16 protein-coding genes are annotated in these 13,430 nt (G+C 64.5%); 8 read left to right on the top strand and 8 right to left on the bottom strand.

All coding sequences use genetic code 11. The features are described 5' to 3' along the window. Positions 1-3: 3 nt before the first annotated feature. On the top strand, positions 4-369 hold the full coding sequence (locus AC5592_RS00720) for a PIN domain-containing protein (protein WP_232329136.1): 366 nt from the start codon (positions 4-6) through the stop codon (positions 367-369). Between the two features lie 69 nt (positions 370-438). On the opposite strand, the gene AC5592_RS00715 is transcribed toward AC5592_RS00720, so the two are convergent. Further along, complete coding sequence (locus tag AC5592_RS00715; RefSeq protein ID WP_157121496.1) at positions 439-1,068, bottom strand: hypothetical protein; 630 nt, start codon at positions 1,066-1,068, stop codon at positions 439-441. A 493-nt stretch (positions 1,069-1,561) separates the two neighbouring features. Beyond that, positions 1,562-1,735: a hypothetical protein gene (locus tag AC5592_RS00710; protein WP_167332038.1), complete on the bottom strand. Its 174-nt coding sequence runs from the start codon at positions 1,733-1,735 to the stop codon at positions 1,562-1,564. A 19-nt stretch (positions 1,736-1,754) separates the two neighbouring features. Here AC5592_RS00710 and AC5592_RS00705 point away from each other — a divergent pair, with 19 nt between their 5' ends. Further along, on the top strand, positions 1,755-2,408 hold the full coding sequence (locus AC5592_RS00705; RefSeq protein ID WP_036509997.1) for a hypothetical protein: 654 nt from the start codon (positions 1,755-1,757) through the stop codon (positions 2,406-2,408). A gap of 24 nt (positions 2,409-2,432) precedes the next feature. On the opposite strand, the gene mddA is transcribed toward AC5592_RS00705, so the two are convergent. Then, complete coding sequence (gene mddA / locus AC5592_RS00700) at positions 2,433-3,239, bottom strand: methanethiol S-methyltransferase (RefSeq protein ID WP_371507046.1); 807 nt, start codon at positions 3,237-3,239, stop codon at positions 2,433-2,435. Positions 3,240-3,265: 26 nt separating this feature from the next. Then, a complete protein-coding gene (locus AC5592_RS00695) occupies positions 3,266-3,520 on the bottom strand; it encodes a nickel-binding protein (protein ID WP_036509994.1) in 255 nt (84 codons plus the stop codon). Positions 3,521-3,844: 324 nt separating this feature from the next. Here AC5592_RS00695 and AC5592_RS00690 point away from each other — a divergent pair, with 324 nt between their 5' ends. From AC5592_RS00690 to AC5592_RS00670, 5 genes are all read left to right on the top strand, one after another. Then, positions 3,845-4,138, top strand: a complete 294-nt coding sequence (locus AC5592_RS00690; protein WP_036509991.1) for a hypothetical protein — start codon at positions 3,845-3,847, stop codon at positions 4,136-4,138. A 550-nt stretch (positions 4,139-4,688) separates the two neighbouring features. Further along, the gene (locus AC5592_RS00685; protein WP_086007252.1) at positions 4,689-5,690 is read left to right on the top strand and encodes a dihydroxyacetone kinase subunit DhaK; all 1,002 of its coding nucleotides are present in this window, start codon (positions 4,689-4,691) and stop codon (positions 5,688-5,690) included. Further along, on the top strand, positions 5,687-6,355 hold the full coding sequence (gene dhaL / locus AC5592_RS00680; protein ID WP_198163722.1) for a dihydroxyacetone kinase subunit DhaL: 669 nt from the start codon (positions 5,687-5,689) through the stop codon (positions 6,353-6,355). The genes AC5592_RS00685 and dhaL overlap by 4 nt, the downstream gene beginning before the upstream one ends. A 451-nt stretch (positions 6,356-6,806) precedes the next feature. After that, on the top strand, positions 6,807-7,007 hold the full coding sequence (locus AC5592_RS00675) for a hypothetical protein (RefSeq protein ID WP_157121494.1): 201 nt from the start codon (positions 6,807-6,809) through the stop codon (positions 7,005-7,007). A gap of 245 nt (positions 7,008-7,252) precedes the next feature. Further along, positions 7,253-8,770 (top strand): DHA2 family efflux MFS transporter permease subunit, encoded by a 1,518-nt coding sequence (locus AC5592_RS00670; RefSeq protein WP_063063044.1) that lies wholly within the window; start codon positions 7,253-7,255, stop codon positions 8,768-8,770. Between the two features lie 52 nt (positions 8,771-8,822). Here the strand turns inward: AC5592_RS00670 and AC5592_RS00665 are convergent, their stop codons facing one another. From AC5592_RS00665 to AC5592_RS00650, 4 genes are read right to left on the bottom strand one after another with little or no spacing between them, the layout of a single operon-like run. Beyond that, the gene (locus AC5592_RS00665; RefSeq protein WP_063063043.1) at positions 8,823-9,278 is read right to left on the bottom strand and encodes an NUDIX domain-containing protein; all 456 of its coding nucleotides are present in this window, start codon (positions 9,276-9,278) and stop codon (positions 8,823-8,825) included. Between the two features lie 6 nt (positions 9,279-9,284). After that, complete coding sequence (locus AC5592_RS00660) at positions 9,285-10,538, bottom strand: DegT/DnrJ/EryC1/StrS family aminotransferase (protein WP_063063042.1); 1,254 nt, start codon at positions 10,536-10,538, stop codon at positions 9,285-9,287. After that, complete coding sequence (locus AC5592_RS00655) at positions 10,535-11,626, bottom strand: Gfo/Idh/MocA family protein (RefSeq protein ID WP_232329135.1); 1,092 nt, start codon at positions 11,624-11,626, stop codon at positions 10,535-10,537. The genes AC5592_RS00660 and AC5592_RS00655 overlap by 4 nt, the downstream gene beginning before the upstream one ends. Further along, positions 11,623-11,961: a hypothetical protein gene (locus tag AC5592_RS00650; protein ID WP_063063041.1), complete on the bottom strand. Its 339-nt coding sequence runs from the start codon at positions 11,959-11,961 to the stop codon at positions 11,623-11,625. The genes AC5592_RS00655 and AC5592_RS00650 overlap by 4 nt, the downstream gene beginning before the upstream one ends. A 248-nt stretch (positions 11,962-12,209) precedes the next feature. Here AC5592_RS00650 and AC5592_RS00645 point away from each other — a divergent pair, with 248 nt between their 5' ends. Next, positions 12,210-13,427: an NsdA family TPR-like regulatory protein gene (locus tag AC5592_RS00645; protein WP_063063040.1), complete on the top strand. Its 1,218-nt coding sequence runs from the start codon at positions 12,210-12,212 to the stop codon at positions 13,425-13,427. Positions 13,428-13,430 lie beyond the last annotated feature (3 nt).

The raw sequence follows: 13,430 nt of genomic DNA, 5'->3' as shown, positions 1-13,430 counted from the left end.
CGCGTGTGCATCGACTTGCCGCTGATCGACGAGGCCGCGCTACCCATCGAACTTCGCATCAGCACAGTCACACTCGCCGAACTAGGGCTGGGCACAGCCATGGCGGCAACCGCGGAGGAGTTGGCGATTCGCACCGAACGCCTGCTGGAATTCGAGCACACCTTCGACGCACTGCCGTTCTCCTCCACCGCCGCCCGGCGATTCACGTCCATGTCGAAATTGGTTGTCGCAGTGAAACGCAACCCGAAGCCACGCCGAATGGACCTGATGATCGCGGCTATCGCGTCGGCGAACGATCTCCCCCTGTTCACCCGCAACCCGGACGACTTCAAGGGACTCGAGGCATTGCTGACCGTGGTCACCATCTGAACAGCGCGCCACTATTCGGGCATAGGGTCCATGTTTACGCGCTTACTCACGGGTGTGGCTCGGGGGCCACTACCTGGGCACATCACCGCCCGGCGACGTGGGAGGCGGGGCCGGGTGGGCGATCAGCGGTATCGGTCTGCCCAGATAGACCATGGTCGCCACGTGGAATGTGTGTTCGCGCTGCATGATCGGCCCGGCTTCCGGTGCATCGATCGACACCGTCACGATGCAGTCACCGGGGCCCAACGCCGCCGGCATTCCGTCGCGGACTGTTGCGGCGAGTGGCTGTAGCAGTGCGGCAATGCAGAGTTCGAGTGCGAGTTCGCCGACGTGGTTTCCGTCGACCGTGACGTCGAGGTGTGGTCGGCAGGTCCTGGTGATTTCGTGTTCGAACAACTCGACCTGCTCGACCCCGCCGCCTCGGGTTCGCAGCGCCGCCCGGCGGAGCCGGTCGTAGCGACGCCAGCCCTCGACCATCACCCTGCCGAGGTCGACCTCGAACAGCCCGTCGACCGCCGTTGCCAGTTCATGCAGTGCCGCCGAGCGCAGGACCCCGGTCACGACCGGCGCGCAGCGCAACGCCAACTGGTCGACGTTGCACTCGCGCAGACACTCGGCCGGCTCACCCACACCGGCAGCGGGCGCGGCCCCGTCGAACAGCACCGCCCGAGCGGTGATCGGCGCGAAACTCGTCATCATGGCACCTCCCTCAGGTACAGCTGCGGCTCGCAGGCGCTCAACCGGACCTGAACCTGCGGAACGCGGATGACCTGGCGAACCTGAATCGATGGGCGCGAGTCCTCTACCACATCCACGCGGATGTGCGGCGGACGCCGATCCTGGCGATGCGCACGCGCCGGATCGGTTCCGCGCTTACGCCTCCGGCGCAGTATGAGCGCCGCCGCGGCAATGGCAACGACGAACCCTCCGATGCCCAGCACGTCGCCTGTGTGGCTGTCCGACCGACGCTCCTCGTCGCGTCCGTTTGTGCTCGACGGCTGCGTGGCAGGTGATCGGGTGTCGGTGGTGGAGTTCGGTTCGGTAGTTGTGACTACGTGAAGAGTCCTTCTGCCCATCTATGTTGTGAGAAAGGCGATTTCGTCGAGCTGAGGCCCGACCATACATTTTCTGTGGCGTGATCACCTATGGCGCGGTTGCCAGAACTGTTGGGGTGTGGCCGGATTCGCTCGAATCAGCGCTTACCGTCGCCGATGGATTCGGCTTCATCACCGAGACGGGCGTGTAGCCGATCCCGCACCTGATCCGGAGTATAGGCACGGCGTTTGCGCTCGGAGCGCACGATCACCACTCCGGTCGCCGCGACACCCGCGGCTCCTGCCAAGCCGAGTACTTTCCACCACCGCATACGGCTTAGGCTAGTCGCTGTGCCACGCGAAGCGCCCTCGAGTATCGGTTTGGATGAAGCGGTCGAACTCACGCGGACGGGCGACTTGTGGCTGTTCCGTGGACATTCCGGCGCCGACCGCGCGATCCGCGGGCTGACCAACAGCCCGGTCAACCACGTCGGTATGGCGGTGGTCGTCGACGACCTGCCGGCCCTGATCTGGCATGCCGAGCTCGGCCGCGCGCTGCCCGATGTCTGGTCGGGCAACCACCATCGCGGCGCCCAGCTGCACGACCTGCAGGCCGCGGTCCTGCGCTGGACCAATGACTACGGTCAGCAAGCGTGGCTGCGCCAGCTGGATCGGCCGGTGACACGCGAGATGGAGGACGCGGCGCTGCGGACGGTGGCACGGCTGGACGGCATGCCCTTTCCGTCCACGAGTGCGCTGGCGGGCAGGTGGTTTCGGGGCCGGATACCGCTGCCGAAGCGTTCGAAGACCCGCGAAACCGAGGCCGGTCTGGAGAACGCCTACTGCGCGGAAATCGTCGCCATGACCTACCAGGCAATGGGATTGCTGCCGGAGAAGCGCCCGAATTGGTATGACCCGGGCAGATTTTGGAGTGGCGACAATCTGCATCTGTCCGCCGACTATCACCTCGGCGGCGAAATCGCGGTCAACGTCTTCGGGCGCTGACGCGCCGAAATACCCGCCGCGTCGTCACAGATCGACCGGATGCGCGCGACTCCCGTGATGCGGATGCGGGACGAGCATCGGGACCTGGCGGCGGTAGTTGCGGTAGCGATCACCGAACACACCGACCAGGTCGTGCTCCTCGAAGCGGATGGCGACAAGGATGTAGCCGGTGGTGACGGCCGCGAACAGCAGCCGACCGGCGGTCATCGTCGGAGCCGCCCAGAACGCGATCACGAAGCCCAGGTAGAGCGGGTGCCGGACCGTGCGGTACAGGGTGGGGGTGCGGAAATCCGGTTCGGCGTCGGGCTGCGCGCGCAGGTGGCGAAGGACCTGCCGCACGCCGAAGAGCTCGAGGTGATCGATGGCGAAGGTCGCGATCAGCACCAGAGCCCAGCCCGCCAGCGAGACCGCGTACAGCACGATGCGGGCCGGGGCGGCCGACACGTGCCAGACCTCCGCCGGCAGCGGACGCCACTGCCACATGATCAACGCCAGCGCCGCGGTGGCGGCCAGAACGTAGGTCGAGCGTTCGATCGGTTCCGGGACAACACGGGTCCACACCCGTTTGAACGCGGGCCGGGCCATCGCCGAATGCTGCACCGCGAAGATCGACAGCAGGATCAGGTCGATCACGATCGCCACCGCGGTCGACGCCGCGGGGCCCTCGTTGATGTCGCGCGGTACGACCAGGCCCTCGACCCAGCCGATCGCGTAGAGGAAGACGACGAGGAAAAGCAGGTAGGCGACCAGTCCGTACGCCGCCATCAGTATGGCGGCCGTAGCCGGCCGATCGCGCCGAGTCCCCGGGGAACCGGGCGGGGTGGTGGACATCGGTACCTCGTTTCGAGCGGCGATTATCAGGTGCCCTCGACCACCGGGTAGATCCTGTCGGGCACGAGGCCGTGCGCCTCGCGGTGCACGGTGATTGCGGTGTCCGCGTCCGGTGCGTCGACCAGGCAGAAGGCCGTGTGGCTCGATTCGTCGACCCAGTAGCGCTGGTACGTCACGCCGTAGTCTCCCTGGATCGCCTGGTCGGCGGCATGGGCGGCGGCCACGTCCTGCGCCGTCGTGCCTTCGGGCAAATGTTCGTGCACGTCGATGAAGAGGGCCATCACGATTCCTTGGTCGGGTGGGCGATGTGAGCCGCGGCCGGCGACATATGCTCCATCGGGTAACGCAGCCCATGCGTAGATTACGCCGCAGGACCCCCTTCTACCAGGGCGAGACACGCGATTCGAGAGCCTGGACATTTGATCGTTCAATAATCGAGAAAATGCAAGATCAAATGTTGTTACCTCAGCAAAATGCGCAGTTCGCCAGTTGTTAACGGTGACCATTCACACAGTAACGAAAGTGGCCTCACAGATTTCTCTTTCATATATTTGGTGGCACGCCGTGATGGCGTCGTTATCCATCTGTGAAAGGAACTCCTGTACATGGTCTCCCGCAAGATCTTCGCTGCCGCCACCCTCTCCGCCGCCGCCCTGTTCCTCGGCCCGGTAGCCATGGCCTCCGCGGCCGGCCCGTCCGCCGACTCGGCCACTCCCGGCCCCGCCCAGCTGAGCTCGGGATCAGCCGACTCCGGCTCATCCTCCGGTTCCGCATCGTCGGGTTCGGCCACGCTCGACTCCGGTAGCTCCGCCCTCGATGAGGGCACCTCCACGATCGACAACATCATCACGGCGATCACCGGCATCAGGGACCTCTCCCAGCCCAAGTCGGCCTCCTGATCCCGCGTCGGTGGACATCTGCTTCGCTCTTGCCGACCCGCGGATCCGCCATCGTTTACGCCACCCCGTCGATGCTGAATTACGGCCCATTGCCGTGAATTCGCCATATTCGCTCCGCCCGGTCTCAGTGTCGAGCGCTGTAGCGGACGAACTCTGTCTACTCCCTTTATATTTCGATAAGTCGGCGTCGCGGGGCGGCCCGGTTGCTTCGCCGCCTCGTTTCGCGCCGTTCACAGAGAACGCCGAAAGACCCCGGAAATCTTCGGGCATTCGATACCTTTCGTCGCGGCGGCGGGGTCGGTCGACCGCGACCGGACCGACGGGTCGGGCCACGGGTTCGCCGGACCCCAGCCGGCATGACGGGCGCGGCTGAGTCGGGCGTGGATCGCACGACGCGGCCGATGTCATGGGCGGCGAAGAAGCTCGTGTCCGGAACATGAATCCGATTGCGCTGAAAGCTTTCTCCTCAGCGAGCGCTTCGGAGATCCACGCCGGGGCGCAAGCCCCGTGATACTGGACATCACCCAGTCGATCGACGAGGAGGATGTCCGTGCCCGCACTGTTCTTACTCGAAGGCCAGGGCCCTGAGGTGGCACTGCAAGGGTTCCTGCGCCGACACCCGTGGGTCCGGATGAGTACCGACCCGCTGTTCGTGCACCACGATCGCGGTGCGCCGACACGGCGGGTCGCCCTCGTCTCCGGCGGCGGTTCCGGCCACGAGCCGATGCACATCGGATTCGTCGGGATGGGAATGCTCGACGCGGCAGTACCGGGGAAGATCTTCGCCTCGCCACACAATCGCCAGGTCTACGAGGCGAGCAAGGCCGTCGCTCGTGACGGTGGGGTGCTGCACATCGTCAAGAACTACACCGGAGACAAGATCAATTTCGGTATCGCCGCCGAACGGCTCGCCGCCGACGGTATCGAGGTCGACCGGGTGCTCGTCGACGACGACGTCGCCACAGAATCCGGCGAGACGGCCACGGGACGGCGCGGGACAGCCGCGACCATCGTCGTCGAAAAGATCGTCGGCGCCGCCGCGGACCGCGGTGACACCCTCCCCGCGCTGGCCGCGCTCGGCCGCGAGGTGGCCGGGAACAGCCGCAGTATCGCGGTGGCCACCGAGGCACTCACGTCACCGAATACCGGGGCGCGTGCCTTCGAACTCGAACCGGATCAGCTCGAATACGGCGTGGGAATTCACGGCGAACGCGCCTCGACCTCGATCACCAGGCCACCACTCGCCGAACTCGTCGAGCGGATGCTCACCGATATCCTCACCTCACTGCCCGGTGATCATCGAAAGCCGTTGTTACTGTTGGTCAATGGACTCGGCGCGACGACGGAACTCGAACTGTGCACAGTTCTCGAACTCGCGGCGCGCACCCTCACCGCCCGGGGCTGCGAAATCTCGGCGGTCCAGGTCGGCACATTTGTTTCAGCACTGGACATGAGCGGCTTTTCGATCACCCTCACTCAACTCGCCGACGGCTGGCTCGATCTCTGGCATGCCCCCACCACCGCACCCGCCTGGAAGGACGTCGCGCGATGACCGGTGAGGCGATGAAGACACTCGACAGCCTCGTTATTCGACTGCAAAAGGTGTTCGTCTCGGCCGAGCCCGCGTTGACAAGGCTGGACGAGATCACCGGCGACGGAGATTTCGGCGTCAATCTGCGCGAGGGCTTCGCGGAGGTCGCCGACCGCCTCGGCGCACCGGACTCCCCCGAACCGTGGGATACGGTGCGAGCGGTCTTCCTCGACGAGGTCGGAGGCACGAGCGGCCCGCTGTTCGGACTGCTGTTCCAATCACTCGGCACCAACGCGGCACAGTCGGATTCCTATATCGACGCCCTCCGGATCGGTATCAGCGATGGGCTCGCCGCAATCCAGCGCGTCGGCGAGGCACAAGTCGGCGACCGCACCATGGTCGACGCTCTTGCTCCAGCCGTCGAGACTCTGAATGACAATCGCGAGATCGCCGCGATGGTGAGCGCCGCCGTGGACGGGGCGTTGTCCACTGCGACCCTGCGGGCACGTCGCGGTCGCGCGAGTTACCTCGGCGAACGCGCCGTCGGCCACCCCGACCCCGGTGCGGTAGGCGTGGCGCTGCTGCTGTGCGTGCTCGCGGAGCCGGTCTCCGGAACAGAGATATCGAACGGGGAGCGCGAGCGTCTGCTCGATTCGGTTTCCCGGGCGGCACCTGACAACGATTGAGGCGCAGGCCTTTTCGGATTTCCGAGACGATCGGTCGACAACTGCAGCCCCGACTTCGCCGATGCCGATAGCTCAGGCGGCGGCTGTCGTCCAGGTCGGGGGCGTGACAAGCGCGAAAAGCGCAGACGAGGGACGGCAATGACTACCGCCGAAACTTCCTTCCATTGGGAAGTACTTTCCGGTATGCATACGATTTTCGGGAATTGTTCTGCAGTACAGCGAAAGTGAGACCTCGGTGTCCACTCCCAGGAGAGGTACGCGGCGGCTATCGATCGTCGGCGCGGCGATATCCGGTCTCGCGGCCGTGACGGTATCGACGACCGTCGGCGCGGGATCCGCTCAGGCCTCGCGGCCCCGTGAAGCGTTCTGCTCAGCGGTTCCGGTCGACAGCCGTGTCGATATCGAATGCACGAATACCGACGTGGGCCCGGCAACCGCCGGAATATTCGTCATGTGCAGCGACCTCCGCCCGCTGGTCCAGGAGGTACGGATCCGGCCCGAATCGACAATCACGTCGAGCCAGAGCCAGGACTGCGGCCCCGGCGCACACCCGATCTCGTGGAACGTGAACGCCAAGAGCGACCATGAGCGCGACCGCGAACGCGACGCCGAGATCGACCACGAACGCCTCTCCGGCCACGATCACATCTGAGTCCGCCGTTCGGTCACCGAGCGTCCGAATCGAGCTCGCGCCAGCAGGCACCCTTATGCCTCGGACGACCGTGCCGCCGCCGTCGGTCCGCCAGGGATCTCACCCAGCTCGTCCGATCTCTCCCGCGGCGACAAGGTCCGTGACAACCTGTGGAATGACAGCGCCGCGATAATCGGCCTCACGACGGGTAGTCGCAGGGTGTTGTCGCCCGGTCGAGTCCTGGCACCTTCGACGAGGGAGCTGATATGGCATCCACCACCGCGCAGCAGTCGGGCAAGCTCGATCGCAGCGTCATCGTCACAGGACTCGTCGTCGTGTCCGGCATGATCATGGTGGTTCTCGACACCACCATCGTGAACGTCGCCTTGGACTCGTTGAGCACCGAACTCGGCGCGACCCTGTCCACAACGCAGTGGGTGGTGACGGGTTATCTGCTGGCGGTCGCGCTCGTCATCCCGGCCACCGGATGGGCGATGGACCGGTTCGGGCCCAAACCGGTCTGGCTCACCGCGGTGAGTCTGTTCGTAGCGGGGTCGGCGCTGTGCGCAGCCGCTTGGTCGATCGAAAGCCTGATCGCCTTCCGCATCCTGCAGGGACTCGGCGGCGGCATGCTGCTGCCCGCCGGGCAGGCGATCATCACCCGAGCCGCAGGCCCGCAACGCCTCGGAAGGGCCATGGCCATCCTCGGTGTCCCCATGCTGCTGGGGCCGGTTTTCGGACCGGTGATCGGCGGCCTGCTGGTCCAGTACACGAGCTGGCACTGGATCTTCCTCGTCAACGTTCCGGTCGATGTCGTCGCCCTCATGCTCGCGGTCTGGAAGCTCCCCCACGGTGACACCGTGCCCGAGCACGGCCGCCTCGACCTGCGGGGGCTGATCCTGCTTTCCGGCAGCCTCGTCTGCCTGCTCTACGGGCTGTCGCAGGCCAGCTCGCACGGCGGATTCACCGAGTGGGGTGTGCTCGGCTGGCTCATCGCCGGCGTCGTGGGCCTGGCCCTCTATACCTGGCACAGCCTGCACAAGGGAGCCGACTCGATCGTCGACGTCCGCCTGCTCACCAACCGGGTCTTCGCCAGCGGAACCATCGCGGTCTTCCTCGTCGCCATCGGATTGTTCGGCGGCATGCTGCTGCTGCCGCTGTACTACCAGACCGTGCGCGGACAAGGCCCGCTCGACGCCGGCCTGCTGCTCGCGCCCCAGGGATTGGGCGCGATCGTGGCAGTGGTGATCGGTGGCCGGCTCACCGACCGTATCGGCGCAGGCTACGTGGTTCCCGTCGGCGTCGTGCTCGGCCTCATCGGCACCCTCCCGTTCACGCACGTGGGCACCGGCACCTCATACGTCTGGCTCTGTGTGGCCTTGTTCGTGCGCGGTATGGGCCTCGGTGCGGTGATGATGCCGACCATTTCGGCTGCCTACACGGAACTGGGCAAGGACGCCGTGACCCGCGCGGCACCCACGCTCTCGGCCATTCAGCAGGTCGGCGCGTCGCTCGGCAGCGCCTTGCTGGTGACGGCGCTGACGCAGCATCTCTCCGGACAGCTGGCCGAGCACGGAATGCCTTCCGGCAGTAGCGGTTCCGGCCAGATCAGCTCCGTCCCGCCCCAACTCATGCCGGTCGTGGGGCCACTGCTCGCCGACTCCTTCGGCTTCGCGTTCTGGGTGGCGTTCGGGCTTACCGCGGTGATCATCATTCCGGCCATGTTCCTGCCTCGCCACGCTGCGCGGGAGCGGGAGGAGACACCGGTGGCGCCGGGCATCTGATCGACTCGGATTGCGAACTCGCACCACCACAAGCCTTCCGGACACTTGGCAGTCATCGAGCGGTACAGCTTCCCCCGCCCTCGACGAAAGTGGCCAGGGTCTTCTTGACGGCGTCAGTGACCGGTAGTTCTTCGCTGAGGGAAGACCAGCTGTAGGCGTCGTGTTCTGTGAGCCGAATGCGGTCCGTTGCGACGCAGTCGACCGCAAAATTCAACTGGCGGCTATGTTTCCCGCTTCCCGAGGTGTAGTCGAACGAATCGAGGTAGCGGCCAATCGCTGTCACGGTCAGGCCCGTTTCTTCGGCGACTTCCCGAGTAAGAGCGTCACTAAGGTTCTCGCCTGCTTCGACTTTCCCGCTGGGCAGTTCCCAAATTCCGCCCATGAAGTCATCGCCGGGCCGGCGGAGTAGCAGGACACGGTCGTCCTGTTGGATGACGGCGCCGACGACCAGCTGCACGACCCCGTCTCGTTCGGCGGTAGCGATGAGATCCTCGACGAGCTTGGTCACGGTATGTCATCCTCTCAGGTGGCGGGCGTGCTGGGCTACCTTGGTAATCGCGTCGACGTAGCCATCCACCAAGCGCAGGTCCTGCTCCCGGTGCCAGACGGGCAGCTTCAAGGTGTTCTGATGGATACGTTCGGCATTCGGGAAGTCGCCGGGCCGGTATGAGAATTCGCCGCCGTATCCAGGGAAGAGCGGGCCGGGGTTTTGAAACAGCTCCAGCAGGTTGAGCGGACAGGTCGAACCTGGGCGATCGATCTCACGACAACCCTCGGCGAGTACCGCACGGTGGAACTTTTCGATCGGAAGACCGTCGAGTTCCTCCGCACGATAGTGAAGGGCAAGCCCGTACCAGGCCGACCGCATATCTGCATCAGGTTGGGGCACAGCGATTCCCGGTACTCCTTCGAGCCGACTACAGATGTGGGTGGCGATCCGTTGGCGGCCCAGGAGGTAGTCGTCAAGGTGCGACAGCTGATCGAGAGCGATCGCGGCGGCCAAAGGGTGGATGCGGTGTTTGAGGCCCATTCCGGTCACCGCGTAGCGGTGCAATGAGTGGCGCTTGGGTATCTCAGCCCGGCATCTCTTGTTGTACTGACCGTGCAGGAGCAGGCGATAGTACAGATGCTCGTTGTCGGTGAGGACGAATCCACCTTCCCCGGCAGATAGAGGTTTGGGTCCATTCATACTGAACGCCGCGGCGCGACCGAATGCGCCGACCTTCCGCCCACTGACGGTCGCGCCGTGAGCGTGGGAGCCGTCTTCGAGTACAGTCAGGCCGTAGGTTTCGGCGAGGCCGAGGATGCTGCGAATCTGCGCTGGCATGCCCCACATGTGTGTTACGGCAATGGCTTTCGTTTTCTCAGTGATCTGCCGTGGAAGTTCGCGCGGATCGAGGTTTCCCATGTTGTCGCAATCGGCCAAGATTGGGATGGCTCCGAGGTGCAGCAGTGGTGTGGCGGTGGCGAAGAAGGTATAGGCGGGCACGATGACTTCATCGCCGGGAGCGATCCCGCATGCCGCGTACATAGAGTACAGCGCCGCTGTTCCCGAGCTTGTCGATACCGCGTATCGCACCCCGAAGTATTCAGCGAGCGTGTCTTCAAGGTTCGCGATGACGCCGGAGCGATCGTAAATGGAGATGGAGCAGTCCAGCTGAGAAAGAACTGATTTCCGCGTTGCGCCATCGAGGAACGGCCACTGGAAATGTGGACTCTGATCATCGATGACGGGGGCGCCGCCAAGAATCGCCAGGGCCGAGTTCATTGGATCTCCTTCGGGTTGACCGGAATTCGGGTGCGCGCCGCCTCGTAACACGCGGTGATGAACCGCATATGTGCGAGATGTTCGCGAGGCCCACTGAGATTCGGCCGCTCGCCGGCGACAACCCGCTGGAAATAGTCGATCTGCGTCGCGGCCGCCGAGGGCCATGCCTGTTCCCGGACAAGGGATTCGACAGGTGTGCCGTCGTTGGTGAGGCGGCAGACTCGCCCACGTTCGAGGTGGACGATTCCCCCGGAGCCGACCAAACGTAGTTCTTCGGTCTTCGGGCCGATGAACCGTGACAGCAACATCGACCCGTAAAGACCGCTGTCGTAGGAGAAGTGGATCAGGGCGGTGTCCTCGGCGTCGTAATGCCGGTCGAGCCGAGCCGCGACCGATAAGTCGGCAGTTATCAGATCAGGCAGGCCGAAATACCACAGCACCAGGTCGATCAGGTGGTAGCCCATGTCGATGACGCATCCACCGCCGGCAGCAGCGAAATCGCCTCGCCACCCTTCGGAGGGATCGTCGACATGGATCGTGTAACGAGCGTCGATCACGAAAGGCAATCCGATGCGGTCCGCCAGTTGCGGGAAGCTGGCGTATATCGGGTTGAACCTGCGCTGCAGGGTCACCATCAATTCGATTCCAGCCTCGTCGCATAGCTGTGCCAAATCACGCGCCTCGGAAAGTGTTGTGGCGAAGGGCTTTTCCTTCAGCACGTGCACGTGGTTCGCCGCGGCGGCCTCGATGACACTTCGACCGGCTGCGTGCGGTACGCAGACGACGACAAAGTCCAGGTCCTCAGACCGCATCATCGCACCGGCATTGGTATACCCGGGGACGTTGTGCACGTATTGCTGTTCGCGCGCGATGTCCGGAACGTCGTCGCAGACTGCGACCAGATCTGCCGTAGCACAGGCCAATATCCCAGGGATGTGATCGTCACGTGCCTGCGCGCCCAATCCGACGACGCCCGCACGTAGCCTCGTGGGCGAGACAGTTACGCCGGGACTGGGCTGGCCGCACAGATCAGTGGTCTTCGGTCTGGGAGGACTTTCGTACCGGTGACCGTAACCCAGCATTTTCATCGGCCTGCCCCATCCAACTGGCCGGTACCTGACGCCGCGGCAGCGATGAGTACCCCTGCACCGGCCTCACACCACAACCTCGACTCCACCGCTTGCCTCACGGCATCAGGCGCGGTCAGATGGTCGACAGTCGGCACGACGACATCGCGACATTCAGCGCGCCGCAACTCGGCGATCAAGGCGTCCAACGCTGCTCTCCCCCAGCGGCGTTCGTGAAACACCATGCCCAGGTCATAACCTTCACGGTCCGCGAACGATCGGATACGTCCCTCACACTCGCCGATGCGCTCGCCGGCCACATCCAACCGTAGATAGCCATACAGAAGTGGTTTCATTGCTCTTCTTCCCCTTCAACGAAAATCCGCTCTGCGAATCGGATTGATGAATGCACCCAGCGTCGCTCGCGAGCGAGGATTCCCAGAGGGCAGATTGCCGGGCAGATTGCGGCGAGCGGTTCCGCGATTGGCGGCGCGGTGGTTGTCTTGAACCAGTCGACCGAGGGGGTAGCCATATGCCGAGCCCGAATCTCAAACTGCAGCAGCGCCGGGAAGCCACTGCCTCACCGTCTGTACCAGGGCGTTCGATGAGCCGACGAGAATTGGCTGAAGCGGTCAACTCCTTTCTATGGCGCACCCAGGGAGTGCGCCGGGAGATAGACGCCCACACAATCGCGCGCTATGAACGTGGAGCGGTGCGGTGGCCAGGCAAGGACTACCGCACCGCGCTCTGCGCAATACTCGACGCCACGGCCGCGGAGCTCGGATTCGTCACCAACAGACAACGGAATCAGGTCGCCGTCAAGCGTGATGTTCTCGCGGCTAATTTGATGAGCCCATTCGATCTGGAGACCATCCCCGACGATTACCTGCCCGTACCGGGGAGTCCGGGGCGGGTGGGATTGTCCGACGTCGAGAAGGTTCGAGAGATCGCCCGCAGCGCGGCGTCTCTGGAGAACGTTCACGGGGGCGGCCCCGCAGCCGATACCGCAACCCGGCACCTGCGTGCCCTCATTCCACTACTCCAGGGCGCCGCAGCCCCGGCGACCCGCCAGGCTCTGCTAGAGGCGATCGGCAACCTAGCCGGTATCAGCGCATACTCCGCATTCGACATCGCCGATTACACCGCGGCCGAACGGCAGTTCCGCTTCGCCCTGTGGTGCGCAGACGCAGCCGGATCGTGGGAACTCCGGGCAGCAACCTTGGCCGACATGGCCCGCAAGACGGCATACATCGGAAATGCCGACGGTGCCCTGTCGCTCATCGAACTGGCGCAGGTCCGGTCCGACCGTCTCGCGTACACCACCCGTGCCATGCTGGGCACCATGCGTGCGCAAATTCTGTCGACGCTCGGCCGCACGGACGAAGCACTGTCCGAGGTCTCGCGCGCGGACGAACATTTCGCTGCCCGAGCGCCTGAATCCGACAAGCCCTGGATGTGCTACTACGACGAAGCCGAACATCTCGGCAGCACCGGCAAGGCTCTGATGCCCGTCGCCGCGCACCGTAAACGAATTGATCTGGCCGCTTCTCGAATCCGTACGGCCATAGAGTTGCAGGGCCCGGACTACCCGCGATCGCGGACCTTTTCACTCACCAGGCTCGCCACTTTGACCATGACGATGGGCGAACCACGCGAGGCAGCGGCTCTCGGCATGCGAGCGGTCACCCAAGCTGCGCACTTCGATTCACAACGGATCCGAGACGAGCTCGCGACCCTGGCCGGCGCCTCCGCGCCCTACCATCGGATCTCAGAGGTCGCCGAACTCACCAACGCCATCGCCTCCACTGGAACCTTCAGGTGATTC

The sequence above is a fragment of the Nocardia violaceofusca NBRC 14427 genome, from assembly GCF_963869435.1.
Lineage (GTDB): Bacteria > Actinomycetota > Actinomycetes > Mycobacteriales > Mycobacteriaceae > Nocardia > Nocardia aobensis.
The sequence above is the reverse complement of the archived record's forward strand: the minus strand, read 5'-3'. Positions and strand labels throughout refer to the sequence as shown.